Genomic DNA, 25,739 nt, shown 5'->3' with positions numbered 1-25,739 from the left:
TGCTCTATAGTAACCGAATAATGGACTGACCTAATTAGGCTGAATTCCCTTTTATTAACGAAACTATTTTTACAATCATTCCAATGAAAACATAAAGAATCCCGTTGCCGACGATCATTAAACCAATAAAAGCAGCGCCAATGGCTCCGCCTTCACCTGTGCCGCCTGCACTATGGTCCATCTTCACAAATATTGCCCCGATTAAAAAGGCAATGATGGGGCCAAGAATACTGATAATAATCCCGGACCAAAAAAAGTGCAATTTTTTATTATTATGAAAAGAAATAGCTCCCCAGTTGAAAAGGGTAAGCAGCAGCAAGATCAACAGCCAAATTACCGCATCCATCTAAACACCTCCGTTAATCTTCTCATAATTTTCGGCTTTTCCCGCCCGACTTGATGATTATATTCACGCCATTTACATCGGCACTATCAATGTGGCTTTTCATTTTCGATACATCAATATCTGCTTCAATCTCCACTCGTTTACTTTCCTTCCCATCAAGCTTAACTGCATAAGGAGCATTGATGTTTAGCAGTGTTAAGAATTCGTCCTCATATTTATCGTAAAATTCAATGGTAAAGCTGACGGGTTTGCTGCGGTTGTTTTCAAATGGAAGTACACATTCGCCGTGCAATATTTTCTCATCAGCCATTTCAAAATGGCACCGGCTTTCGTTGTGATTGAAGGAGATTGTGTAAATACCTGTTGCAAAATATTTTTGAATGGAACTGGCCAAAAGAGATGGGAGAACCATTGCCCCCAAAAAGGCAATAACTATGAATCTAGTTTGATACTTATTCAATGATTTTGAAAGCAAATATAGACTCATCATTAACGCAACAAATAAGGCAATGCTAAAATAGTTCAAACCATTTGCCGGTCTAACTTGTAAATGGAACATCGAAGCAAGCGTCTCGCCAAGGGTACCTTCATTTGGGAAAGGGAGGGTTAACACGATTACGAGCAAATATAGGATGATAGATATATATAAGGATTTTTTATCCTTTATCATATAGGAGCCCTCCTGCCTTCTAAACATTCTTAATTTAAGTTTACCATTAATTTGGATAGATTTGGAAAAATTTAATAAACAAAAAACAGCCTGGATGCCAGACCGTTTCCATTCCCGATAATTTAATTTTATTTCCAATGAGCCGGAGTCCTTAATGCAGGCGGCAATTTTGTATAGCGGTCGCCCTTTGCTGCATTTACTTGCGCCTGCGTAAGAAAGATACTTCCAGTAAGATTGGCACCGCTTAGGTCGGCATCCCTCATGTCCGCACCAATAAAGTCGACTCCTCTAAGGTCCGATTCTCGAAGATCGGCTGCGATTAACAAAGCCCCCCTTAAATTTACTCCCCTCAGGTCGGCACTTCTCAGCTTTGCCCCAATCAGGTCACTGCCTTTGCCGATTTTGTTGCTATTTTTCCCAGGTGGATTCTTTGCCCGGACTAGTTCACTGGTACGTAAAAATAACTTATTTACCTTTGCCCGATGTGATGGGACATCAAGATTCAAGATTTCCTTTGGCGTTAAATTGGTCAGGCTTTCTGTTTCTTCAAAGGCCGCATGCAGTTCATGATGAATGGCTTTTGTTTCTTCAAAACGCATTGCCTCATTTAAGTAATAAAGCATTTCGTGGAGCTGCTGCATGATGGGAAATACATTGAACATTTCCTTGGCTGACTCGGGGTTCTCCCGCCAATCTCTTCCCTCATACGTATTTTGGGAAACCTTTTGGCCTGCCCCAAAGCATTCGTAGGCAGAACAGCCGCGGAACCCTTTATCTCTAAGATTTTGATGAATTCTGCAGCGGTGATCGGATTGCAGGTTCTTACAAGGGGTCCCGCTATCTTTATCAAACGCAAAATCGGCAGACTTGGCGTAGGGCAGCGCAACACAGCATAAAGCAAAGCAGTTCTCACAATCGGCGGATAAATTTTGATGCATTTTATTGTTATTGGCTAATGGATTTGACACCCCTTACACTTCCTTTTGATGATTATAAAACTAACAAAATTTGTTAAATAACTGCAAATGACAAATTATATTATAATGCTTCAGTGTTTGGATTTATATTTAAATTTTTGATAAAAGTCCAGTGTTTAATAGAAGTGGAATGAAATGATCGGTTTTGTAGATAATACGTTTATAAATTAATCTAGTTATATGAAGGGGAATACTTTCAATGAAAAAACACTGGATACTGAGTGTATCTATTGTCCTTATAGCATGGTCGACGCTCCCTTTTTTGGGAAAGAGCAACATAAAGAGATATCTTCCTGCATCCATCCTGATTTCGTTGATAGAAGGACTTAATGTGCAAATTGCCAGAAAACGCAAATGGTGGATTATTCCCAGAACACCAAGGTCGTTTTTCTTTAGAGAGTTTCCTTATAACATCGGACCGCATTTAGTCGGTTCCTTGTGGATATTAAAATGGACTTACGGAAATTTCATTCGTTATATATTATTAAATGCATTGGTAGATGCTTTCTTTGCTTTTCCTTTTGCAGGTTTCTTAGAGAAAACGAAAATATTTAAACTAGTGCGCATTAATCATTTTCAGTTTTTCCTTTACTTTTTTTACAAGGCCTTTTTGCTTTACGGAATTCAATCCTTTTTCGAAAATAAAGCTAAGAATTTAATAAAGTGAAAATACCCTGCCGATTATTGGCAGGGTATTTTCATTAATTCATCTCTTATAAACCTTTTCCCCTTGGACCCAAACTTCGCGTATGTTTTCCGGGCGGGCGAGGTACAAAATTTTTTGGAAGATATCATGCAATTTTTCTTCTGTATCATAGAGTGGCAGCCGGGCAGTCTCTATAGCTGTATCGATGATTTGGATGTCCCAAGCATAGTTTTCCTCAAGACGGCCGATTGGGAGAGATAGGCTTTCTCCTCCTCCGGCAGTGGCCAGATAGAATGCTTCACCTATAGTGATGCGAGAATTCGGCACTCCCCGGTCTTCAGCAGGCAAAGCCGGGTTCACTCCATCCTCCAGCATTCTTGAAGACATCAATGCTTGTCTTACATTGTCGAACAGACTTGGTGAGAACCCTCCGGAAATATCAGACCCTAAGCCAATCTCGACTCCTTTTGCTTGGAAACGGGCGATTGGAATGACGCTGTTCGCAAAATAAGCATTGGAAATAGGACAATGGGCAATAGCCGTGCCGGTTTCCGCAAACAAGTCTGCATCGTCATCACTGAGAAAATTGCAATGCGCCATGACGGATTTTTCCCTTAATAAGCCGAAATCATGTAACGCAAATGCGTCATTTTTGCCCATGCGATCCTGAACATAGCCATGCGCCCAATCGCTTTCACTGCAGTGCGACTGGACATGTGCATCGTACTTAGCCGCCAATTCACCTAAACCTTTTAGAGTTTCGTCAGTACAGCTTGGAATAAAGCGCGGTGTCACTACTGGGAATACCCCCTGTTTCGCCCGCTTCGCCACTTCTTTTACCGCTTTGATAAATTCCTCTGTATCTGCCAAGGCAGTTGCTGTGTCCGAGTCCCGATAATATTCCGGTGTCTGGTCAGGGTTATCCATGACCACTTTCCCGACTAAGCCGCGCTGCCCTTTTTCCGCACATATTTCTGCCAGCAGGACGCTTGCTTCTTTATGTACAGTTGCGAAATAAAGAGCCGTGGTTGTCCCGTTTGCAAGCAAGGTGCTGACAACGTCCTGGTATACCTTTTTCGCAAACTCTAAATCAGAAAATTTTGCCTCAATCGGGAAGGTGTATGTATTTAACCAATCATAGAGCGGGATATCGAGTGCCGTTCCAGATTGAGCCCACTGCGGCGCGTGCACGTGCAAATCGACGAAGCCTGGCAGGATGTATTGTCCTTCGGTTAAACGATGAAAGTTTGCTCCGCCTTGATATTCTGATAATAAATTTTGATAGTTTTGATCGTCAGGAGAGACAACCTTCTCAATGGCTCCGTCATCGTTAACAAAGAACAGATGGTCTTTTAAAATTTGTACTTCTTTTGGGGACTTGCTTGAGAAAGCGGTCCCTTGGAAAATCTGTGAATATTTCTTCATGTTTGTCCGTCCTTTTATTGATTACATAGATTCTAACTGGTTTAGAAATTAGCATAATCAATATAAAATTGCAAAGAATACATGTAAATACGGTCAAGGGGAACCAGTTAATGAAATTTTTGGGGAATGGGAAAAAGAATTTTGATTTTCCAAGTAAACAATTAAATGAATCGTTGGATACGTTACCGGAAATTCCTCTTGATTCGGAGTTAAATAGAAATATCGAAATACTAAAGTCGGCTTATAAAGATTGCTCTGATGTGGTATTTCGCGAATTTCGTATCGCTGGCAGTGTCCATGCCGTTCTTCTTTACATTGATGGCCTTTCGAATACGGAAGAGGTCGACCAGCATGTGTTAATGCCTCTGTTACGAATAAAAGACCTTGATTACAGCTCCATATTGGAGAGCACGAAAAAGGAAATATCCGTTTCGGGCCTCAAGGAAATTCACTTTATTCCTGATGTTTTTAAACAAATTTCAATTGGCAACCCGATTATTCTGATTGAAAAACAAACGAAGGGAATATCGATTGGCCTGCCGAAATGGGAAAAACGCAGCATCAAGGAGCCAGACGCCGAATCTGTCATTCGTGGCCCTAGAGAAGGTTTTATTGAAACTTTACGGGTAAACACCTCCCTGTTACGGAGGAAAATTCGTCATCCTTTATTAAAAATGAAACAAATAGATATTGGCGGCTACACCGAAACACAAGTCATCGTCGCTTTTATCGAAGGAATTGCCGACAGCACTTTAGTTGATGAGGTTACCAATAGATTAAAGCGAATCAAAATTGATGGTATTTTAGAAAGCGGGTATATTGAGGAGTTGATTCAAGATTACCCATTTTCGCCGTTTCCGCAGCTTTTAACAACGGAACGTCCGGATGTCTCCGCTGCCTGCCTTTTAGAAGGACGAGTTGTTATTTTAATTGACGGCACCCCCATCACCCTGATTGCACCTTGTACGTTTGCAAGTCTTTTGCAGGCACCTGAAGATTACTATAATCCATTTTACATTAGTACCTTTATCCGTTGGCTGCGCTATTTCTTCTTTTTTATCGCTTTACTGGCACCATCGGCGTATGTGGCAATCTTAACGTTCCATCAGGAAATGCTTCCAACCTCATTGCTTCTAACTATCGCCGAAAGCCGTGAACAAATCCCCTTTCCGGCGTTGGTGGAAGCATTTATTATGGAAATCACCTTTGAGGCGCTAAGGGAAGCTGGTGTGAGATTGCCAAAACAAGTGGGATCTGCTGTTAGTATCGTCGGAGCCCTCGTCATCGGACAAGCTGCGACGGCAGCAGGACTGGTCTCGTCACCTATGGTCATGGTGGTTGCCATTACAGGAGTCGCCTCGTTTTTAATGCCAAGATATGCGACCGGCATTTCGATTCGGATTCTCCGCTTTCCGATCATGATTTTATCCGGCATGCTGGGGTTATTAGGCGTTATGATTGGGATTACAGCGATTGTCGCCCATATGTGTACGCTCAAATCCTTTGGTGTACCCTATTTCAATTCAGCAGCACCGCTTAAGATTCAAAATTTAAAGGATGTCCTTGTTCGTGCCCCGTGGTGGGCTATGGATACACGGCCTGAATTTTTTTCTAATAATTCTACTAACCTAAGACGTGAGTCCAGGAATCAAATGCCCCGTCCAAGCAAAGGTGGCGGTGAAAGTTGAGATATAAATTTCGAGTAAAAAAGAAGGCTTTCACTTTATTCCTGCTGTTTGTCCTCACCTCGATTGTTCTGACAGGATGTTGGGATCGTACTGAGGTAAATGATTTGGCACTTATTTTGGCGGCCGGTATGGATAAAGGAAAAGACAAGAATATCGAACTCTCCGCCCTCATTTTTATTCCACACCCCCAGCAAAGCGGGCAAGGATCCGAGATGTCGGGCGGAAGCAGCAGCGGTAAGTCGTTTGTACGATCAGCTGAGGGAGAAACCGTTGCAGATGCGATGGCGAGGCTTCAGGAATCACTCACGAGGGAAATATTTTGGGGGCAAAATGAGGTGCTCCTAATTGGCGAAAAGTTAGCCAGGGAAGGAATAAGCGATCAGATTGATTTTTGGATGCGGCACTCAGAACCACGGATTCGTGCAGACGTGTTTGTTTCAAAAGGTGAGGCGAAGAATGTTTTGAAAGCCATGCCGGAATTGGAACAGGACGCATCGAAACAGCTGCGCAAAATCGTGAAAACCCATATAGGGGTAAAAGTAACGGTGAAGGATTTATCGCAGATGCTTTCCGGTGCATCCGAAGCAGCAGTGCTGCCATGGGTTGTAAACCTATCCCCATCTCAGATGGATAAAACGAACAAAGCCATTCCAATCATTAGCGGAGCAGCCATATTCAAGCAAGGCAAACTGGCAGAAATCTTAAGTGATAAGGAAACAAGGGGAATTCTTTGGCCAAGAAACGAAATTGAACACGGCATCATTACAATCTCTTTAAAAAACGAAAAAGGCTACATCTCTTTAAATCTTTTAAGAAGCAAAACTGAATTGGCCCCATCCATCAAAAGCAGCAAGTGGCGTATGCACATCAAAACAAAGGCAGAACTGGAAGTCATTCAAAACACGACAAAACTAAACTTATTCGATCCAAAGGTCATAAAAGAAGCCCAGCAAAAGGTGGTATTTGAAATTGAACAAAGAGAACGGCTGGCTTTCTCGGTAGTACAGAAAAAATTAAATGCTGATATTTTTGGGTTTGCTGAAGAATTCGAGAGAAAATATCCACAAGTATGGAAACAAAAGAAGGATGAGTGGAACGAAATATTCCCAAAGGTTGCCGTTACTTATGACACAAAGGCAAAGATCAACAGAACCGGTTTGGGAACTGCAAAAAATAATAGAGGTGAAGAACGATGAAGGCAGGAGGAATATTAGGGGTAACAGCTATACTGCTCCTTATCTTTTTGCTCCAATGGCCCAAGTTGAAGAAAAATGAAAGAAAGGTAAAAATGGCCTTTTGTTCGTTGATGGCGGTGAACTGGCTCCTGGCTGTTTTGCTTGTCTTCTTTCCGGAAATGCCGGGACCAGGGCAACTCATTGATTTTCTCTATAAGTCCTTTAAACCGTTTTGGTAAAATAGACTCCTTTTAGAAAAGGAATGAACAAACATGATTGAAAAAGGCAGAATTTCCTACTTGGAGCTAGCCCTTATAATGTATGCAACCGTTGTTGCAACGGCCATTCTTTACATACCATATGTCACCGCACAGCATGCAAAACGTGATTTATGGCTGTCTCCCATCTGGGGTTCTTTGAGCGGCTTTCTGATCGTCTTGATTATTGTCAAGCTCTCAAAGCTATTTCCGGGTAAAACACTCATTGAATATTGTGATTCTATTCTTGGCCGGTCCCTCGGAAAGATCATTGCGTTCATTTATTTGTTTTTTCTACTACACGATACGGCAATCGCATTTAGGGAATACGGCGAGTTCATTGAAAGTGCCTTTTTACATAAAACACCAATGATTTTTGTTACAGGCAGTATTGCCCTTTCTTGCGCCATTGCGGTCCATGGGGGCATTGAAACGATTGGACGATGTGCTTTAATTTTTTTGCCGATTGTATTAGCCCTTTATATACTGATTTATATCTTTCTAATTCCCGATTTAAATGTAAAAAATATTTTACCGATCATGCAAGATGGGGTAATGCCCTCTATCCAAGGTTCTCTTGCCCCACATGCCTGGTTAAGTCAATTTTCATTGATGTCGTTCCTGCTTCCGTTTTTAATGAAACAACAAAAGGTTATGAAATGGGGAATGTTTTCGGTCATTGCCAGTGTCTTGACAATGGTGTTCATTAATCTTGGAAATCTTTTTTTATTCGGCGGAATTATCGTCAATTTTCAATTTCCAGTGTTTGAGGCGGCAAGATTTATTAGTATCGGCTCTTTTTTTGAACATATTGAATCGATCGTGATCGCCATATGGGTACTTGGCGGTTTCGTTCAGCTGTCCGCTTTTTTTTATATGCTCGTTCTTGGTACTTCCCAATGGCTGACATTGCCTAGTTATAAACCATTTGTCTTGCCAATTGGTTTTTTAATTATTCTATTTTCAATCTGGTCCATCCCGTCGTTTGAGGACATGATTCGGGGGATGGGTACAACCGTACCCTATTATTTCCTAACGGTTCAGCTGCTGATTCCCTTTTTCCTTTTGTGTGTTGCGGTAATACGCAGGAAAAGTGTGAAATCGGGCTTGAGCTAATTTGCGGATTCAGCACTTTTATTTGCGATTTTACGAGTTTTATTTGCGATTTTACAATTTTTATTTGCGAATCTTTATTACCAACAAACGTATGAAAAATGCCTTTAATAAAAGAAAACTGCCCTCAACCAAGGCAGTTTTCCAACTAAATCTCACAATTAAAAATCGTAATTATCAATATTATCCTTCGTAAACACCACCCGCTCCGGCAATAAGATAATACCGCTTCGATCATCGGTATAATCATAGCCCTGAATGGTATTTGGCTCAATCTTCACGTGGCCGATATTCGGTACATCAAACTCGTCGCCGACCTTCAAATCCTTGCCCTCGACCGTCATTAGGTAGGCAACATACGCAGCCAGCGCCCCCTGCTTTTTGACATCCCACAGCCCGAATTGCTTCACCGTGCCGCGCTTGACAAAGTCCCGCATAACGTTTGGTGTCGAGAATCCAGTAATCGCAATTTTGCCTGCTACGCCAAGGTTTTCAGCTGCTTGAGCCATGGCCGGCAGCGCAGTGGCGTCCGGACAAATGACAGCGTCGATGTCAGGATACGTATTAATAATATTTTGACCGACAGTCAGCGATTTCTGGGCATCATTTTCGCCGAATTGCGTGGTGACAATCTCCCATCCCGGGTGCTCAGCTTTAATTTTTGCCTTGGCAGCTTCAACCCATTGGTTTTGGTCCGTTACTGTAGGGCTAGAGTAGAAGAATGCAACCTTCGCCTTGTCGCCAACCTGCTCAGCCGTCATATCAATCAGCATGCCGCCCAATTGGTCAGGAGTCCCTTGGTTAATATAGAAGGAACGGTGCTCAGGGTTGACATCCGAGTCCCAAGTCAGAATCTTAACTCCGCGTTTTTTCGCACGGTCCAAGGCCTGGTTCAAGCCGTCGACAGAGGTGGAGGATACCATTAATGCCTTATAGCCCTGGTTAACAAAATTGTTAATGTACTTAACCTGCCCGGCAACAGACGCCTCACTTGGGCCATCGTAGGTCAACTCCACGCCAAGCTCTTTGGCCATCTCTTTTGCCCCTTCACCGCCGGAGGTAAAGAAGCCAACACCGGTCAGTTTAGGGATAAACGCTAACTTCACGTTCTTTTTGTCGGTTTTCCCGCCGCCGCCCCCGCTAGACGACTTCTCCCCGCTGCTGCTGCATGCTGCCAGTACCAGCAGTGCCGATAAAATAATAGTGAGCAGTTTCAGATAACCAGATTTTCTCATTACGCTACACTCCTTTTAAGGCCCCTTCACTTCTGCCTTTTTAATATGAAACTTTTTAAAAAGCCCCCAATTGGTTAAACGGAGTAACACGGCAATGATTAACAAAAATCCAATAACCACACTTGTTTCCTGGCTGGTCATACTCATCATCTGTAAGCCATACTGCATCATACCAATCACAATACTGGCAATTCCTGTACCGACTACTGTACCTTTGCCCCCTGTAATACTTGTTCCTCCCAAAACAACTGCCGTAATGACAGGCAATACGGCTTCCGTTCCGAGGTCTGACCTGGCGGAACTAAAGTAGGATGTCAAGATTAGCCCACTCACACCACCTCCCAAACCGGCTATAATATATGACCAAATTAAGACTGATTTTACCCGAATCCCACTGTAGCGGGCGGATTTGCTATTGATTCCCACGAGAAAAACCTGCCGGCCAAATCGGGTAAGATTCAAAATGACCGCAAAGAAAACCATAAAGCCTACAAAAAACAGGATCGGATTCGGCAGTCCAAATGTCTCCCCATTGGCCAGCATCACAAACCCATCCGGAAACCCGCTGATTCCTTCATATCCGGAAGCACTGCTGCCGCCGGATATGACCAAAGCAATTCCGGAAAAAAGAAACATTGTTCCCAGCGTCACAACTAACGGCTGGACATTAGTAGTCGCGACAATGGTTCCGTTAACTGCCCCTGCACTGGCACTAATCAACAGGGCAATCAGCACGGCCAGCCAAACATTGAGCCCATTCATCCAAAGAACACCGATGACAATGGAGGTTAAGCCGATTGTGGAGCCAACCGATACATCTATTCCTCCCGTAATAATTACGTACGTCATCGGAATTGCGGCTAGTCCAATGTAGACATAATCATTCATGCTGAAAATCAAGTTCGTCAAATTTAAAAAGTCGGGGTTCATTACTCCGAAGAAAATGAGTTCAAGGATGAGAAAAATGACAAGTGCGCCCTCCCATCTAAAGAGTAGCTTCATCGCCCTGACCCCCTCCTTCCGCTTCAGCCGTTTCCTTCTTTTTAAATTGGCTATTCGCTAAAAAGCTTTGGAATCTAGAATCGCTGATAACAATAACGAGTAGTAAAAACCCGGAAATCGCGTTATTCCAGTACGCGGGAATTTTTAAATAGATCAACGAGCTGTTAATGGCTGTTAAAAAAATCGCCCCTAGCCCTGCTCCCAGCACCGTCCCGAGACCTCCGTTTAAGCTGACACCGCCTAATACCGCCGCCGCAATGACCTGCAGCTCCATCCCGCTTCCGGTTTGGTTTGGGACAAAACCGATATTCATCACAAAAATCAGCCCGGCAACCGAAGCAGATAGACCTGATAGCACGAAGGCGAGAACTCTCACCTTGGAAACAGGAATCCCAATCAGCCTTGCCCCGTCAGCATTATCCCCAACCGCATAGAAATAACGGCCAAACTTGGTCAGCCTCAAAGTAAGGTACGCAGCTACAAGAATCACAATTCCAACCCAAACCGGCAGCGGCAAACCGATCAAATCCGTTCCCGACAGCTTTTTAAAATAATTCGGAATGTCCTCAATCCACTTTCCGCCTGTTAAAATAATCATGAAACCTCGTAAAATTCCTAAAGTCCCTAATGTCATAATGATGGCGGGAATCCGTAAACAGGCAACTCCGAGACCATTAAACAGACCGGCCAGCACACCAACGGCAAGCACCGCAAGAGCCGAAACCCAGCCCGAAACCCCGCTCGTCAACAGCAGGCCGCATACCGCTGCCGATAACCCCATCGTCGACCCGACCGAAACATCTATCTCTCTAGTTAACAGAACAAACGACTGACCGACTGCCAGGATGAGCAAAATAATCGCGCTCTCCACTAACAAAAGCAAACTTTTCCCTGTTACAAATTTGCTATTCACCATTCCTACTATTGCTATAAACACAACAATCAGAACGACAATCGAGATTTCTCGCTGCTTCATTATTTTTGAAAGGAGATTCATAGCGTCTTCAACTCCTTCTGGATCCCGAATGCGGCTGAGGTGATGGAATCGATGGTTAAGTCCCCTTTGGCTATCGTTGTTGTCATCCGCCCTTCATGCATAACAAGCACCCGGTCGCTAAGCTGGACGATTTCTTCGGTATCGGAGGAGATGAGAATCACCGCCAGCCCTTTCTGCTTCAAGTCGTCGATCATCTTGTAAATATCACCGCGCGCTCCGGCGTCAATACCGCGCGTCGGTTCATCCAAAATAATAACTTTTGGACCAGTTTCCAGGTATTTCGAGAGAACAATTTTTTGCTGATTGCCTCCAGATAGGTTGCTGATTAATTGGCTCGGGCCTGTAGTGACAACTTTTAGGCTGTTGATGGCTTGAGCGGCGATGGCTTTTTCTTTTTTAAAAGGGAGGAATAGGCTGCGAAAGGTGGGAAGGATGGTGGATGTGATGTTCATTTTTAAAGAGGCGATCGAGAATAGGCCGTGCTGGTGGCGATCCTCAGGGACGTACACCAAACCGCGGTTAATCCGTTCACGCAAAGAATACCTCTTAATACTTTCCTTTTCTAAAAAAATATCTCCGGAATCCGATGGTTCAAGGCCAAAGATGGAAGTGGCAAGCTCGGTCCGGCCAGCACCGACGACGCCGGCAATTCCTAAAATTTCACCGGGGTATAGGTCAAAACTGATATTTTGAAACCGGTGGCCCGATAAACTTTTCACGGAAAGAATTGGTTCGCGATGCTGCCCAGCTGAAGGCTCCTCCTCCGTTCGTTCCACTGGAGGAACCAGAACTTCTATTTGTTCCGGCATTAATCCTGCCAACAATTTTTCATAAGTAAAATACCGGACGGGCCCGTTTGCCGAGATGACGCCATCCCGAAGGACAGCAACGGTATCAGCCAGTTCGAAAATCTCGGTTAGTCGATGGGTAATATATAACACGCCAAGGCCTTCGCTTGTTAATTTTTTGATGGTGGAAAAGAGAGAATTGATTTCACTAAAGGTTAGGGTGGAGGTTGGTTCGTCTAGGATCAGAATCTTGGCATTTCGGATTAACCCTCTAAGCAGTTCAACCAGCTGCTGCTCCGCAATCGACAGGCTCAGGCCCCTGCGGTTCAAATCCAAATTCCAGCCTAGGACGGAGAGATAATGCTGAATCCGTCTCTCGCATTCGGCTTTATTCTCATGCAAACCAATGGTCACGTTTTCGCGAATCGTCATATTGGGGAAGATTAGTGGTTCCTGTGGGACTAGATAGATTCCATGTTTGTGGGCATCGGATGGCTGGTGAAACAATACTTCGCTGCCCTCCACTACCATTTGCCCTTGATCGGGACGATATAATCCCGTGATGATTTTCATTAACGTTGACTTACCAGCACCGTTTCCGCCCACAATCGCAAAGACCTCCCCTCTATGAAGGGTTAAATCCACACCCTTTAATACGGGGTTCCCTGCAAATTGCTTGTATATTTGCCGGATGTGAAGCAGCTGGTCATCCATTCCAATCACCCGCCTTGTCCGGTTATCACACTAGTTATCTAAACATTTTTTCATGACGGCAACTTTTGTGTCAGCTCATTAAAACGCTTACAACCCAAATATTAAATGACAAAATACCCAGAGTCAATACGTTTATTTTAAATTATCTAAATTTTTAGAAATTAATTGACTTTCCATTTTCAGCCCCCTATACTCAGTATCAGAGTGAACATTTGTTACGTGATTGATTTTTTGTTGAAAGGTTGAGGAAGATGACGAACAATGATGCGTTCACTGAAAACCTCCTCGTAAAGGTCGCCTGGTATTATTACAAGGATAATCTCACACAGACCGAAATCGCAGAACGGCTCCAATTATCAAGAAACAAAGTTGTTCGTTTACTCGAGCGCGCCCGTACCGAAAATATTGTGCAATTTCATATCCAAGGTCACGGGGTCCACTGTCTGGAAATCGAACGTGACCTCGTCTCCGTCTTTAAGCTGCCGCAAGCCTTTGTCATTCCAACTCCTACTAATAACCTTAGCCGCTCCTTATCTAAAGCTGCCGCTCAATATCTAGAAAACTGCATTTCTAACAATGATTTGATAGGGTTCGGATGGGGCGAAGCTGCCTCTAGAACCATTGAAGCTTTATCCATCGATCCTGCCATCGAGGTATCCATGGTCACCCTCACTGGCGGTGTAAACTACTATTTTCACAAGCGCGATTACTCCATAGAAGGCGGCCTCGATAAATTCAAAGGCGGAATCCATGTCATTCCGGCCCCATTTCTCGCCTCCTCGGAAAGAATGGCGAAAAATATGTTATCAGAACCTTCGGTGGAAAATATACTTGATTTGGCAAGTTTGTGCCACCACGCCGTCGTTGGGATTGGCGGGTTATCCGCCGATTCGACGATCATCAAAGAAGAAAAGATGACCCTGAACGAACTGCTTTATATTAAAAATCAAAATGCTGTCGGCGATATTCTTGGCCAATTTTTTGATGCTAATGGCGAGCTTCTAGAATTGCCGCACCACACCCGGTTAATCGGCACCCATCTTCATACATTGAAAAAATTAAAGAATGTCATCGGCGTGGCCGGCGGTCCGAATAAAGTGGAGGCCATCTTCGGCGCGTTGAAAGGAGGTTACATCGATACCCTGATTACCGATGAAGAAACCGCTGCTGCACTACTAAAAAAGGAGGCTGCTTTTTAAATGGAGTACATCCTAGTTTTTGATGCCGGCACCGGCAGTGTGAGAGCTGTTCTTTTTGACAAAGCGGGTAAGCAAGTGGCCGTCTCACAATATGAGTGGACGCACCTGGAAGACCCGCGCTACCCAGGCTCGATGGATTTTGATGTGAACCGGAATTGGGAGATTATCCAAACCTGCATCTCCGAGGTGTTGGAGCGGTCCGGCGTTCCCCCTAGCAGCATTAAAGCAATCAGTGCCACGAGCATGCGTGAGGGCTTTGTCCTTTACGACGAAAACGGAAAGGAAATTTGGGCGTGCGCCAATGTCGATGCCAGAGCGATGGCAGAAGCCAAAGAGCTTAAAAACGGTGACCCCGAACTGGAAAAACGACTCTATGAATTATCCGGACAAACATTTGCCCTAGGCGCCCTCCCCCGTCTGCTCTGGATTAAAAACAACCAACCGGAAATTTATGAAAAAATCGCCTACCTAACCATGATCAATGATTGGATTCTCTTTAAACTCACCAATAAACTTCAAGTAGACCCCTCTAACGGCTGTACCACCGGACTTTTTGATTTGAAAAATCGCGCTTGGACACCAGCCATTGCCGAAGCCTGTCAGCTGAAAAACAACATCTTCCCTCCCGTAAACGAAGCAGGAATTCTACTAGGAACGATTCCCGAATCAATCGCTCATTCTACTGGACTAGCAAAAGGCACGCCCGTTTTTAGCGGCGGCGGTGATGCCCAGCTTGCATCCGTTGGCGTCGGCGCCATTGGTGACGGCCAAACGTTTATATGCGGAGGCAGCTTTTGGCAGCAGGAAATCAACACCAAAGACTCGCTGATTGACCCTGACTGCCGAATCCGTGTGAATTGCCACGCCGTCCCGGATTTATGGCAAATTGAAACCATCGCCTTCTTCCCCGGACTTGTCATGCGGTGGTTCCGCGATGCTTTTTGTGAACTGGAAAAAATGGAAGCCGCGCAAACGGGACGCGATGCCTATGAAATTTTAGAAGAAAAGGCAAAAGACGTTCCTGTCGGTTCGAACGGCATTATTCCGATATTCTCAGACGTTATGGATTATATCTCATGGCGGCACGCAGCCCCCTCCTTCCTTAATCTCACTATTGATCCCAACAAAACCGGTAAAAAAGAAATGTTTAAATCGATACAGGAAAACGCATGCCTCGTGACCTATGGCAACCTGAAGATTGTCGAGGAAGTCACCGGGCACTACCCTACGGAGGCTATTTTTGCAGGAGGTGCCTCCAAGGGTAAGCTTTGGAGCCAAACGCTTGCGGATGTTCTTGGCATTCCTGTTAGGATCCCTGTCGAAAAAGAAGCGGCCGCCCTTGGTACTGCTATTATGGCTGGGGTGGGTGCTGGTTTGTTTCTAAATCTCGAAACTGCTATTTCAGGTCTAGTGAAGTGGGAACGGGTCCACTATCCAAACATGGATAACCATGCTCGTTACCTATTACTATATGAAAATTGGCGGGCGGTTTATGCCGAGCAGCTGCGATTAGCCGATTCGGGAAAAACCAACCACATGTGGATGGCACCCGGGTTGATTGTTTAATTTTTGAAAGGGGGTGAAACGCCAATGTTTCACGTGAACGAAGAAAACCTCGACTACCGTTATGGCACCCACGGGCCGAAGTACTTACGAAAAGGACCAAATGTCGATATTGGCGTGGTGTTGTTAAAACCGGGCGATGACCATGAAAATCACTATCATACGACCTGCGAAGAAATTTTCTATATCCTTGAAGGGGAAATGGATATTTATATAGACGGCGAGCCTGTACATGTCAAACCTGGCGACATGCTGCAGGTGCGGCCATTCGAAACCCATTATTTAAAAAATACTTCCTCTGTCGATTTCAAAGCGGTGTTTATAAAATCGCCGCATATCAGCGAGAGAGACACGGTCATTGTAGAAAATCCGAAGATGAAGGAGTGATTTTGAAGATGAATTGGGGATTTCAAAATAGAATGAGTCAAATCTTTCCGGGTGGCAAGGCGGTCATGCTGGCGGTAGACCACGGCTATTTCCTCGGCCCTGTTCATGGGTTGGAAAAACCGGGCGAAACCGTTCGCAGCCTGCTGCCGCATACGGATTCGTTATTTGTGACTAGGGGGACACTCGATGCCTGCATCCCTGCCGATGTGAATAAGCCAATGCTGTTGCGCGTTTCCGGCGGGCCAAGTGTGCTGAGTGACCTTTCAAACGAGACAATCGTGACGCCGATTAAGGAAGCAATTCGCCATAATGTTGTTGGTGTCGGAGTATCGATGTTTGTTGGGTCTAAGTACGAAACGCAAACGGTGGCGAATTTGGCGAATGTCGTAACCGAGGCTCATGAGTATGGGATTCCTGTTTTGGCAATTACCGCTGTCGGCCACGAACTTGAGAAGCGGGATGCAAGATTTTTAGGATTGGCTTCTCGGATTGCTGCCGAAATGGGGGCGGATATTGTTAAAACCTATTATTGTGAGGGGTTTGAAAAAGTTACGGGGACCTGTCCGGTGCCGGTTGTGATTGCGGGCGGTCCTAAGTTAGAGACGATTAAAGATGCGCTGGAGCTTACGTTTAATGCGATGAATCAGGGGGCGGCGGGCGTTGATATGGGCCGCAATATCTGGCAATCGGAGTATCCGGAAGCGATGATTCAGGCGATTAACGGGATTGTGCATAAGGGGCTGAAGGTTGGCGAGGCATTGGAGCTGTATGGGCAGTTGACGGGGGTAAAGGTGGGCTAAAATTGTTGCATTAATTGGTGTGGAGGGCAAAACCTGGCCCTCCCTTTTTATTTGGTCAATTTTCACTACATAGTTTGTGCCTCTCACGACATAATTCATGGATCTCACTACATAATTTCCTGTCCTCACGACATTTTGGAATAAATCGCGTTAAAATACCCTATTTTTCCATTTGCTGATTATATGAAACTATTAGACTCGTCATTTCGTCTTTTATAGTGATATAATTTTTCAAAAACAAGAAAGGAACTTCTAGCTTTGAAACGAAAAAGAAAAAGAATACGAATAAAACGAGTATTACCTTTATTAGTTCTCGTGATTACCATAGTGGTAATCTTTTATAATAATACGAATTCTGATACTCCGAAACCAGCGATCGCAAAGGATGTTGCAATGCCGACTGAACTCAACCCGGTCGTGAAGGAGCGGGCCGATCAGCTAATCCAGCAGGCTGCCAAAAAAGGGATTGTCGTGGTCATTACGGATGGGTTTCGCAGTGCCGATGAGCAGGACAGTCTTTATGAACAAGGCCGTACCGCTGATGGAGCGGTTGTCACCCATGCAAAGGGCGGCGAGTCTTATCACAATTACGGGCTGGCGATTGATTTTGCACTGGAGACGCCTTCGGGAGATGTGGTGTGGGACCGGGAATATGATCGGAATGGAAACTCGAAATCCGATTGGATGGAGGTCGTCCAATTGGCGAAAAAGCTGGGGTTTGAATGGGGCGGAGACTGGGCCAAATTTAAGGATTATCCCCACCTGGAGATGAATTTTGGCTTAACGATTGCTGATCTGCAGAATGGGGAACGACCAGATTCCTCCTTGGTTGCCGGACCAAATTCAGGCGAATAGTGATTTTCACTATTCGCCTGCGGATGTCGTTATACTTGGTCAAAATCTTTTGTAGTACCAGTGTTCATTTATCATTATTGGATACATTTTCCGTTTGAAGTGGATGGTTTTGTAAAATGGTTTCTACTTCTTCATATCCCTCTAGAAAGGCAAAGTTATATCTAGCCGGCAGCGCGAAAACATATTTATCATTTTCTCCCAGCTTTGTTGGACCAATAGGTGCTGCTCCAATATGAAATTCCCCTTTTTCAAGTGAGGACCATTGATCAAGCGTAAAAATCATAATCGGAATATCCTGTCTCGGGTTCGCCTCCGTCCAACCTGGGTGTCTAATTAAAAGGATTTTGCCACTCTCGATTATTTTATTTTGTTCAGTAGATATACCTTCCCAAGTATCCGTTACAATCTGGTACCCCTCCCAGCTTTTCGGTAACGCAAAGCTAAATCCATATTCTGTATTTTCATATAGACTAGGATCTGTTGATTTAGGATCAGCTGGGTTCTTATTATCATTTTCCTCTTTGTTTTTATCTATTGTCACAGGTTCTTTCGTTTGTTGCCCTGGTGTATTTGAATTAGAATTTGATAGTTTATCCTCAATGAACGGAATAGCTAAAACAGCGAATAATATGAACGCAGCAACACTAGCTAAACCTACTAACATCTTTTTCATTATTGCAGCTCCCCTTTTCTTGTTATCATATGAACTTGCAAATTGTAATAGGTTTTCATGGATTTTATCTTGGGTATCTTTAGTAAACTTTTTATCATAATCAGGTTCTGGTAATGAGCGAATTTTTCTCTCTACATCACCAAATTTCTCATCATTTTTCATAGAGAGTATCCCCCTATACTTTTTTGTAGTGTCTTTAACGCACGATGATAGGTTATTCGAACCTTATTTTCATTCCAATTCAAAATGGATGCTGTTTCAGATACAGAGAGTTCTTTAATCCCTCTCAGGATGATGACATCCCGATAATTTGTTTTTAAAGATTGGATTGCTTGATACAGGAGCCTATTATTTTCATTTAATTGGAGAATTTTCTCCGGTGTTTCCTTATCCTTTTGCTCCTCCCTGAACCAATTCATTTGCTTGATCCTTAAACGCTTTCTTTTTCTAATTTCATCTATTCCCACATGGCGCGCAATCGAAAAAAGCCAGGTTTTAGGACTTGATTTTTCCTGATAAGTATCAAAGCCTTTAATGGCTCGGATAAAAACTTCCTGCACCAGATCTTCTACATCACTTGACCCGATGTAATAAACCAAAAAGTGGTATATATCTTTGTTGTACAAGTAAAACCACTCCGAAATTGTGTTGCTTATCATCAGCTGGTCAACTCCATTTTTTCTCCTATTTTTAATCCCCACAAATTAGTCGAATTAGCGCAATATTTATTTCACTTTTCACAATATTTAAGTTAACACGAAAACCTCCGCCCGGTTAGTGAAAAAATATTTTATATAACGATGTAAATAAAAGGAAAACCCCTCCCTCATCTCGAATAAAGTTAATAAGTATGATTATCGTTTGAAAGGAGAACGTTCATGTCCAATACAATTGTTGAAAGCGTTTACGGTAAATTACAGGGAGAACAGATTGACGGTGTTTATTCTTGGAAAGGGATCCCCTTTGCAAAACCGCCGGTCGGTCCGCTTCGGTTCCGCGCTCCAGAGCTGCCTGATTCTTGGGAAGGTGTTCGGGATGCTACCTCCTTTTCACCGGTTGCAGCGCAAACTCAAAAAGAAATAATGGAGTTTTTCGGGAATGACGTCTCGAATGTGAGTGAGGATTGCTTATACCTAAATGTATGGTCACCGGGAGCAGATGATAAAAAACGTCCCGTGATGGTGTGGATTCATGGTGGTGCTTATGTTACTGGATCTGGATCTGGTCATTGGTATGATGGTTCTTCGTTTGCTGCCCAAGGCGATGTCGTTGTCGTGACAATTAATTACCGGTTGGGAGTTTTCGGCTTCCTTCACCTTGGCGAAATTGGCGGAGCTGAATATGCCACTTCCGGGAACTGCGGGATCCTTGATCAGGTAGCCGCACTGCATTGGGTGCAGGAGAATATTGCTGCGTTTGGCGGCGATCCAAATAACGTAACGATTTTTGGAGAATCGGCCGGGGCCATGAGTGTTGGTGTATTGCTTGGATTCCCTTCTGCTCAAGGTCTTTTCCAAAAAGCAATCCTGCAAAGCGGCGCAGCCGCAAACGTCCATCCTCCTGAAACCGCAACAAAAGTAGCGGGCGCCATCCTAGCAGCTTTACAAGTAGAACCTACTAATCTGGCAAAATTGGAGGAATTACCGGTTGAACAGCTGCTTCAAGCTGCTGATCTTCTCCCGTCAATGAGCTTAGGACCGGTTGTTGATGGTGTATCCCTGCCAAAACATCCACAACTGGCGATAGCCGAGGGTTCAGCAAAGGATATCCCAGTTTTGATTGGTACCAACAAGGATGAATTTAATATTTTCAGTGTCTTTGACCCTGAGTGGAAAGATGCAGATGAGGCAAAGGTTAAGGCGATTTTTGAAAAAACCTTTGGACCGCTCGTACCTCTTATTGCAAACTTTAATCCTGAACCACTAAGCCAAGATCTATTCAATAAACTGCTGACCATTCATATTTTTACATACCCTGCGCAAAAGCTGGCAGAACTGCAGGGTAACCAAGGCGCTCCGGTTTGGATGTATCGCTTTGATTGGGAGACACCGGTATTTGACGGCGCTCTTAAAGCAACACATGCATTAGAGATTCCATTCGTATGGAACACATTGGATAAGCCGAACACAACAAACTTTACGGGTTCTTCTCCGGAACGCCAGTTGGTAGCGAATCAAATGCACCAGGCCTGGATTAATTTTGCACGGAACGGGAACCCAAATACCGACGCCCTTCCTTCGTGGCCAAAGTATGATTTGAATTTCCGGCCAACGATGATTTTTAACCTGGAGAGCGCCGTCGTCAATGACCCGAACCGGGCAGAACGGATGATTTGGGAACAAGCGGCCATGGTAATGAAATCGTAAAAAATAAGGTCTAGCCGGATCGAAAACCGGCTAGACCTTATTTGTTTTAGGCTGTTTTCATACAGCTTTTACAGTGGTTTCGAACGGTTCTTCCGCTTCGGTATTGAAGCAAGAACCCGTCCTATGAATCATAATTTAATTAAGATCCCTGTTTTATCGTCAGCAAGTTTTAGCCGAGGGTATTTTATACATATTTTGTCTGAATGCTCCAGTTGGATGATGTGGTTTTTTAAAGTCTCTACCCCATGGTTGAAGGCATACTTGGCAGATTCGGTCCATATGGAATACTCCACAGTTGGATTTTGTGAAGGCAGCTGCATTCCATCGGTTAACAAAAGGATCTCGGTGATATTTAGCAAAGGGACCTTGCCACATTCGACATAATCCATAGCTTCTAAGCTGCCATCAATAATACTGTATCCATTTTTTGTATTTAGCTTTTTTCGGTTTTCAATCAGGGTTGGCAGAATCTCTGCTCTGATTTCGTTTAAAAACTTTTTCACATCTTCTTCGTTGTTCTCGTTTGGAATTTCCCCTTTTTTATAGCGGTCCATGATTTTACCGTGCATCATTTCAATTGCTACACTATCCAATTTGAATAAATGTTCATGGGTAAGTGATCTAATTTCTCCATCCCGATATTTTATAAAAATCATGCAGTCACCAGCATGTACATATTCTAGATTTTTATCATTTATTTTTATTGCTGCTATCCCGCAGGTGCTCCTATTTTCCTTTGGGATGCTTTCGATTGCACTGCCACATTCCTTATTCGTTTTAACGCCAAGGTCATTGTTGCCTTTCTTAATACAGTCCAAGAGTGTATCGAAGGTGCTATAACGGTTCAAAGCATGTCCAATGGTCTCTGCAGCTATTTTACCGGAAAGGCCCCCTAACCCTGTTGCTCCATCAATCGCAGAAAAAATGTTATTCGTTTCGTTTATTACATAAGCATCCTCATTCGTGGGGTTACTGCCTATTTCATATGTCATTTCAACCTTCACGGTCCTTTTACCTCCCCATTAATGATGTACAACAAATCCCGCTAAAATTAAGAACACGCCTATAAGTGAAACAACGATGTACTTCCACATGTTTTCTTTTAAAAACGACAATAAGACGCCAACACTTACATTTACCAAAATTAGTACGCCGGCTAAAATAAGCATTAACATTCCAGCTTCATCAAATTTTTGTTTACTCGCTATGTTGATTGACCCGATAATAAAACTAATAATGGCGGTGAAAAACGCAAGCATTTGTAAATTTTGCGTTTTCATATGTTCCATTTGTTCTTTCATATGTGCTGCCGCTTGTTGAATAGATTTTTCCGAAGTCAATACGGAGGTTTTCGCTTCTTCAATCTCTCTTACAACATTAGTATAGAGTTTTTTCGTTTTAATAATGGAAAGATAATTTTTATAGTCGCTGATTCTCATAGCGTAATCATTTGAAGCTGGATTTTCGATATCAATGGCGTGAATAATATTCTTTTGGGCCTCTTCAAATAATCCTCTTTGAGCCAGCAATCTGCCTTTGGTACAATAAAATTTTGCATAGTCATGCTTTAAAGTAATGACAGTTTCAATAAAAGAATTCGCAGCGTTGATATCTGCTTCCTCAATCGGAAGTTCTTCCTCTATACCTGCCACAACCGCTTCGCAAAAATTATGTAAAACACCAATATGCCGGTTTAATTTCATAACTGCCAGCTTGCCATATTCGATTGATTTTAAAATCCCATCTCGGTCACCGAATTGCTTGTGCATTAAAGATAATATATGATAATGCAAACTAAAATTCCTAAATTCATCTATGTATTCATCGACAATCTTTTTAAATTCACTGTGATTATTTTTCCTGCGATGATACGAGGCTACTCCAAAAAAAGCACGAAACCGTAACTCTAAATCAGTTTCATTCCTTAGTATATAAAGCAAATCATCTACAAGCGAATCATCACTTTTCGTTAATTTTTCCACCACGGCATCCTCAAAGGACCTCTCCTCAGTAGAAGCCAGCTCCAACAAAAACTTTTTCAAATCCTCAATAGAGCTTGTTCCTACAACAACCATAGCCTCCATATAAACTTCCCTCCCTGCCATTTATTATAATATAGGGACGGTTCTTTTACCTTATTTTTTCAATGAGGGCGGCATTCCTGCAGGTTCTTATCACACTAGATTCGCAAATAAATTAAAAGGAAAATACCAGTTACCAATCGAATAAAACTAGCAACAACAGAGATAAATTTTACCAAAAACGGATGATTTGGGAACAAGCGGCCATAGTGATGAAATCGTAAAAAATGAGGTCTAGCCGAATCGAAAACCGGCTAGACCTTGTTTATTTTTAGAGTGATCCTATCAAGCAGACTTCCAATCATAATGCCTATTATGTAACGCAACAGATCCACAACAAGAAAACCTTGCCCCAAAACAAGCGCTCCGAGCACCGTACCGCGAATCTGATTAATCCAGTTGGCCTGATATAATTGGCTGAATTCAATTCCGAAACTAAAGAATATGCTAAGTATAATGACAGTGAAAATGCTTTTTTTTATTAGCAAGAAGCGGAATCCGAAATAGACCATCATCGCCCACAACGCATCACCGGCATTTTCCGCGATAAACGACGGCAGAAACTGGCCGTATTTTCTGGATGCGAGACCTAGTAAAATCACAATGATTATCGTTAATAAATAAATGCCTCTTTTAGCATTCAGTGGAATCCCCCCTCGAAATAAATATTACGCTTTCTTCCATTTTTAAGCATCATATGTTACTTTCTTTTTATGAAAAAATCTTGTGTGAAAGAGGGATTGTTATAAACATTTTGTGGGATTTCGATGGAACGCTTTTCGATACCTATCCAGCACTTATTGAAGGATTTGTACAGGTAGCTAGGCAGGAGCTAGACCGTGGTGAGGTTTTAAAATGGCTGAAAAAGGATTCAAAAACGGCCTTTAAACATTATGGAATTGACGAGAGCAGGAGAGGTGAGTACCAAGTGTCTTTCAATTATTTTTCCAAAAGGATCAGTAGGCCGTTTGATGGCGTGGAGGACGCTTTATCAGCAGTCGGGAACAATGTGATTGTGACGCATCGCGATAAGAAATCCACCCTTTATCTGCTTGAGAAATTTCATTTATTAAAATACTTTAAGGACATTGTTTCTGTTGAAGAACAAAGGTTTATCAGAAAGCCTCATCGTTCTTCTTATGAATATGTTCTTAAAAGCCATCACATTGATCTGGTGGTTGGGGACCGGGACTTGGATTTAATTCCGGCACGGGAATTAAAGATCAAAACCTGTTCCTTTCAAAATCGTAACATTGAGGCTGATTTTCATATCGATAGCTATGCGGACTTTATTCCGATGGTTCTCAATAGGCTGTAGGAAAACTAAAAACCTTATCTTTATGAGGACTGTTACCATGGAATTTTCATTCGTTTTGTCCTCATGAGCCCTTCATGAGGACTCTTCCCTCGGATTTTTCAATCGTTTTGTCCTCATGAACCCTTTATGAGGACTCTTCCCTCGGGTTTTTCAATCGTTGTGTCCTCATGAAACCTCCTCCATGAGAATAATCTCAACAGAATCTTAACTATTTATTGATCAGCACTTCCCGCTTCTTCCCCAATCGGCTCATTTCCAATTTTGGGGTTCGTCTCAAAATTTGACTCTCCTTTTTCCCAATCGAAGCCCTGCTCCGTCGTGCCCGTTGACATTAATGGCTGCTCGATTCCGCTTTTATCTGAAGTCTGATTCTTTTTATTAATAGGAACCATTTTTCGCCCTCCATTTTTTGTTTTTCATATTATTTTCTTGATCCGCATCTCCTATACTTTACCTAAAATGCGTTCAACATGTTGTTCATATTTTTTTAATGCAGGTTTAACAATTTGCTAACATCTATAACACTGTTTATTAACATCGGAAAGTTATAGTATGTAATAGAGGGGATGGCAAGCGTGGCCATCACGGTATCTGGCGTAGGAGGAGCCGATACTTTATTATTCCTTTTTTCAATGTAATACAGCAGAAAAAGCTTTCCTTAAATTTGCCCGCAAACTTTACAGTCTATTTTTGTACAAGCAAATGGCTCAGTAGACTGGGTCATTTGTTTTCCTCTTTCCCCCAAAAGTCATTCTCTACCTGGTTGGAGTCATTTGCACTGTGCCGTTTTTATTGATGCACGGGGACGGTTCTCATGCTTCTGATGCATGAGAAAACCGTCCCCGTGTGTCTAAACGCAAGTAAACGATTGAATTTGCCGTAGGGATATTCCGGTATACATCCATCTAAATCCAGTCCATCGGTACCCTGCGATTGAGTTACGTCCGACAAATATTGGATAGAACCAAAATTGCTCAAAACCCCTTAGCCATATATAGGTGTATCTGAATAAACATCTTCTAATCCCCCCTGGATCAACTGCAAATGCTTCAGCTTGCTGTTGTGTCTGTGTGGGAACAAAAGATGGTGGTGGTGACGTTGGGGGTCCGACTTGTGGGATTTGCCCTGGTGGTCCCATTGGCGGTCCCCCTCCTGGGCCTTGACCTGGCGGTGCTGATGGCGGTCCAAATCCTGGACCTTGACCTGGCGGTGCTGATGGCGGTCCAAATCCTGGACCTTGACCTGGCGGTGAAAAGCCAGGTGCTCCTGACGGCGGTCCCATTGGTGGGCCAAATTGTCTTTCATAAGGGTTCACTTGGTAATAATACTCCTCTGGAAATGGAGTTGAATACACATGAATTTCCTGAGTATATGGATTGTTATTATACATAGGTATAGGATTAGAATACATTAAATGCACTCCTTTCTTTTAAAACTTACATCATCATATTCTTTAGTCATTGA

26 protein-coding genes are annotated in these 25,739 nt (G+C 43.2%); 11 read left to right on the top strand and 15 right to left on the bottom strand.

Features of this window, described 5'->3' with window-relative positions:
• Positions 1-34: 34 nt before the first annotated feature.
• From ACZ5B7_RS04785 to guaD, 4 genes are all read right to left on the bottom strand, one after another.
• Positions 35-346 (bottom strand): ABC transporter permease, encoded by a 312-nt coding sequence (locus ACZ5B7_RS04785; protein WP_464492882.1) that lies wholly within the window; start codon positions 344-346, stop codon positions 35-37.
• 22 nt (positions 347-368) lie between these two features.
• Positions 369-1,016 carry a hypothetical protein gene (locus ACZ5B7_RS04780; RefSeq protein WP_464492881.1) on the bottom strand — a complete coding sequence of 216 codons (648 nt, stop codon included), beginning with the start codon at positions 1,014-1,016 and terminating at the stop codon, positions 369-371.
• 128 nt (positions 1,017-1,144) lie between these two features.
• Complete coding sequence (locus ACZ5B7_RS04775) at positions 1,145-1,984, bottom strand: pentapeptide repeat-containing protein (RefSeq protein WP_464492880.1); 840 nt, start codon at positions 1,982-1,984, stop codon at positions 1,145-1,147.
• A gap of 715 nt (positions 1,985-2,699) precedes the next feature.
• A complete protein-coding gene (gene guaD / locus ACZ5B7_RS04770) occupies positions 2,700-4,064 on the bottom strand; it encodes a guanine deaminase (protein ID WP_464492879.1) in 1,365 nt (454 codons plus the stop codon).
• A gap of 110 nt (positions 4,065-4,174) precedes the next feature.
• Here guaD and ACZ5B7_RS04765 point away from each other — a divergent pair, with 110 nt between their 5' ends.
• From ACZ5B7_RS04765 to ACZ5B7_RS04750, 4 genes are read left to right on the top strand one after another with little or no spacing between them, the layout of a single operon-like run.
• Positions 4,175-5,752 (top strand): spore germination protein, encoded by a 1,578-nt coding sequence (locus tag ACZ5B7_RS04765; protein WP_464492878.1) that lies wholly within the window; start codon positions 4,175-4,177, stop codon positions 5,750-5,752.
• Positions 5,749-6,948 carry a Ger(x)C family spore germination protein gene (locus ACZ5B7_RS04760; RefSeq protein ID WP_464492877.1) on the top strand — a complete coding sequence of 400 codons (1,200 nt, stop codon included), beginning with the start codon at positions 5,749-5,751 and terminating at the stop codon, positions 6,946-6,948. The genes ACZ5B7_RS04765 and ACZ5B7_RS04760 overlap by 4 nt, the downstream gene beginning before the upstream one ends.
• On the top strand, positions 6,945-7,166 hold the full coding sequence (locus tag ACZ5B7_RS04755; RefSeq protein ID WP_464492876.1) for a hypothetical protein: 222 nt from the start codon (positions 6,945-6,947) through the stop codon (positions 7,164-7,166). Before ACZ5B7_RS04760 ends, ACZ5B7_RS04755 begins: the two co-directional genes overlap by 4 nt.
• Before the next feature lie 33 nt (positions 7,167-7,199).
• Positions 7,200-8,300: a GerAB/ArcD/ProY family transporter gene (locus ACZ5B7_RS04750; RefSeq protein ID WP_464492875.1), complete on the top strand. Its 1,101-nt coding sequence runs from the start codon at positions 7,200-7,202 to the stop codon at positions 8,298-8,300.
• A gap of 158 nt (positions 8,301-8,458) precedes the next feature.
• On the opposite strand, the gene lsrB is transcribed toward ACZ5B7_RS04750, so the two are convergent.
• Genes lsrB through ACZ5B7_RS04730 form a run of 4 tightly spaced genes read right to left on the bottom strand, consistent with a single transcriptional unit; the run spans position 8,459 to position 13,033 of the window.
• Entirely contained in the window at positions 8,459-9,532 is a 1,074-nt protein-coding gene (lsrB, locus tag ACZ5B7_RS04745) for an autoinducer 2 ABC transporter substrate-binding protein LsrB (protein WP_464492874.1), read from the bottom strand.
• Positions 9,533-9,547: 15 nt separating this feature from the next.
• Positions 9,548-10,534, bottom strand: coding sequence for an ABC transporter permease (locus tag ACZ5B7_RS04740; protein WP_464492873.1), 987 nt, complete (start codon positions 10,532-10,534; stop codon positions 9,548-9,550).
• A complete protein-coding gene (locus tag ACZ5B7_RS04735) occupies positions 10,518-11,531 on the bottom strand; it encodes an ABC transporter permease subunit (protein WP_464492872.1) in 1,014 nt (337 codons plus the stop codon). The genes ACZ5B7_RS04740 and ACZ5B7_RS04735 overlap by 17 nt, the downstream gene beginning before the upstream one ends.
• Positions 11,528-13,033, bottom strand: coding sequence for a sugar ABC transporter ATP-binding protein (locus ACZ5B7_RS04730; RefSeq protein ID WP_464492871.1), 1,506 nt, complete (start codon positions 13,031-13,033; stop codon positions 11,528-11,530). The genes ACZ5B7_RS04735 and ACZ5B7_RS04730 overlap by 4 nt, the downstream gene beginning before the upstream one ends.
• 251 nt (positions 13,034-13,284) lie before the next feature.
• Between ACZ5B7_RS04730 and ACZ5B7_RS04725 the strand changes: the two genes are divergently transcribed.
• The 5 genes from ACZ5B7_RS04725 to ACZ5B7_RS04705 all read left to right on the top strand — a co-directional run bounded on the left by ACZ5B7_RS04725 (position 13,285) and on the right by ACZ5B7_RS04705 (position 17,837).
• A complete protein-coding gene (locus tag ACZ5B7_RS04725) occupies positions 13,285-14,232 on the top strand; it encodes a sugar-binding transcriptional regulator (protein WP_464492870.1) in 948 nt (315 codons plus the stop codon).
• Positions 14,233-15,798, top strand: a complete 1,566-nt coding sequence (gene lsrK, locus ACZ5B7_RS04720) for an autoinducer-2 kinase (protein WP_464492869.1) — start codon at positions 14,233-14,235, stop codon at positions 15,796-15,798.
• Positions 15,799-15,822: 24 nt separating this feature from the next.
• Positions 15,823-16,182: a cupin domain-containing protein gene (locus ACZ5B7_RS04715; RefSeq protein WP_464492868.1), complete on the top strand. Its 360-nt coding sequence runs from the start codon at positions 15,823-15,825 to the stop codon at positions 16,180-16,182.
• 8 nt (positions 16,183-16,190) lie between these two features.
• Entirely contained in the window at positions 16,191-16,982 is a 792-nt protein-coding gene (gene lsrF / locus ACZ5B7_RS04710) for a 3-hydroxy-5-phosphonooxypentane-2,4-dione thiolase (protein ID WP_464492867.1), read from the top strand.
• Positions 16,983-17,240: 258 nt separating this feature from the next.
• The gene (locus tag ACZ5B7_RS04705; RefSeq protein ID WP_464492866.1) at positions 17,241-17,837 is read left to right on the top strand and encodes a M15 family metallopeptidase; all 597 of its coding nucleotides are present in this window, start codon (positions 17,241-17,243) and stop codon (positions 17,835-17,837) included.
• Between the two features lie 64 nt (positions 17,838-17,901).
• Here the strand turns inward: ACZ5B7_RS04705 and ACZ5B7_RS04700 are convergent, their stop codons facing one another.
• Together ACZ5B7_RS04700 and ACZ5B7_RS04695 are read right to left on the bottom strand one after the other, a co-directional pair.
• Positions 17,902-18,672 carry a hypothetical protein gene (locus ACZ5B7_RS04700; RefSeq protein WP_464492865.1) on the bottom strand — a complete coding sequence of 257 codons (771 nt, stop codon included), beginning with the start codon at positions 18,670-18,672 and terminating at the stop codon, positions 17,902-17,904.
• Positions 18,669-19,169 carry an RNA polymerase sigma factor gene (locus ACZ5B7_RS04695; RefSeq protein WP_464492864.1) on the bottom strand — a complete coding sequence of 167 codons (501 nt, stop codon included), beginning with the start codon at positions 19,167-19,169 and terminating at the stop codon, positions 18,669-18,671. The genes ACZ5B7_RS04700 and ACZ5B7_RS04695 overlap by 4 nt, the downstream gene beginning before the upstream one ends.
• A 219-nt stretch (positions 19,170-19,388) precedes the next feature.
• Here ACZ5B7_RS04695 and ACZ5B7_RS04690 point away from each other — a divergent pair, with 219 nt between their 5' ends.
• A complete protein-coding gene (locus ACZ5B7_RS04690) occupies positions 19,389-20,876 on the top strand; it encodes a carboxylesterase/lipase family protein (protein ID WP_464492863.1) in 1,488 nt (495 codons plus the stop codon).
• 128 nt (positions 20,877-21,004) lie between these two features.
• Here ACZ5B7_RS04690 and ACZ5B7_RS04685 read toward each other — a convergent pair whose 3' ends face one another.
• The 3 genes from ACZ5B7_RS04685 to ACZ5B7_RS04675 form a co-directional block, all read right to left on the bottom strand.
• Positions 21,005-21,880, bottom strand: a complete 876-nt coding sequence (locus tag ACZ5B7_RS04685) for a protein phosphatase 2C domain-containing protein (protein WP_464492862.1) — start codon at positions 21,878-21,880, stop codon at positions 21,005-21,007.
• A gap of 18 nt (positions 21,881-21,898) precedes the next feature.
• Positions 21,899-22,960 carry a hypothetical protein gene (locus ACZ5B7_RS04680; RefSeq protein ID WP_464492861.1) on the bottom strand — a complete coding sequence of 354 codons (1,062 nt, stop codon included), beginning with the start codon at positions 22,958-22,960 and terminating at the stop codon, positions 21,899-21,901.
• Positions 22,961-23,211: 251 nt separating this feature from the next.
• Positions 23,212-23,559, bottom strand: coding sequence for a ribosomal maturation YjgA family protein (locus ACZ5B7_RS04675; protein ID WP_464492860.1), 348 nt, complete (start codon positions 23,557-23,559; stop codon positions 23,212-23,214).
• 152 nt (positions 23,560-23,711) lie between these two features.
• Between ACZ5B7_RS04675 and ACZ5B7_RS04670 the strand changes: the two genes are divergently transcribed.
• Entirely contained in the window at positions 23,712-24,275 is a 564-nt protein-coding gene (locus ACZ5B7_RS04670) for an HAD hydrolase-like protein (protein WP_464492859.1), read from the top strand.
• 212 nt (positions 24,276-24,487) lie between these two features.
• Here the strand turns inward: ACZ5B7_RS04670 and ACZ5B7_RS04665 are convergent, their stop codons facing one another.
• Both ACZ5B7_RS04665 and ACZ5B7_RS04660 read right to left on the bottom strand, forming a co-directional pair.
• Positions 24,488-24,667, bottom strand: coding sequence for a hypothetical protein (locus ACZ5B7_RS04665; RefSeq protein WP_464492858.1), 180 nt, complete (start codon positions 24,665-24,667; stop codon positions 24,488-24,490).
• 458 nt (positions 24,668-25,125) lie between these two features.
• Positions 25,126-25,686, bottom strand: coding sequence for a hypothetical protein (locus ACZ5B7_RS04660; protein ID WP_464492857.1), 561 nt, complete (start codon positions 25,684-25,686; stop codon positions 25,126-25,128).
• Positions 25,687-25,739: the final 53 nt, after the last annotated feature.

This window comes from Neobacillus sp. S1115 (genome assembly GCF_055385565.1).
Note: the sequence above shows the minus strand (reverse complement) of the source record. Positions and strands in the feature narration are given on the sequence as shown.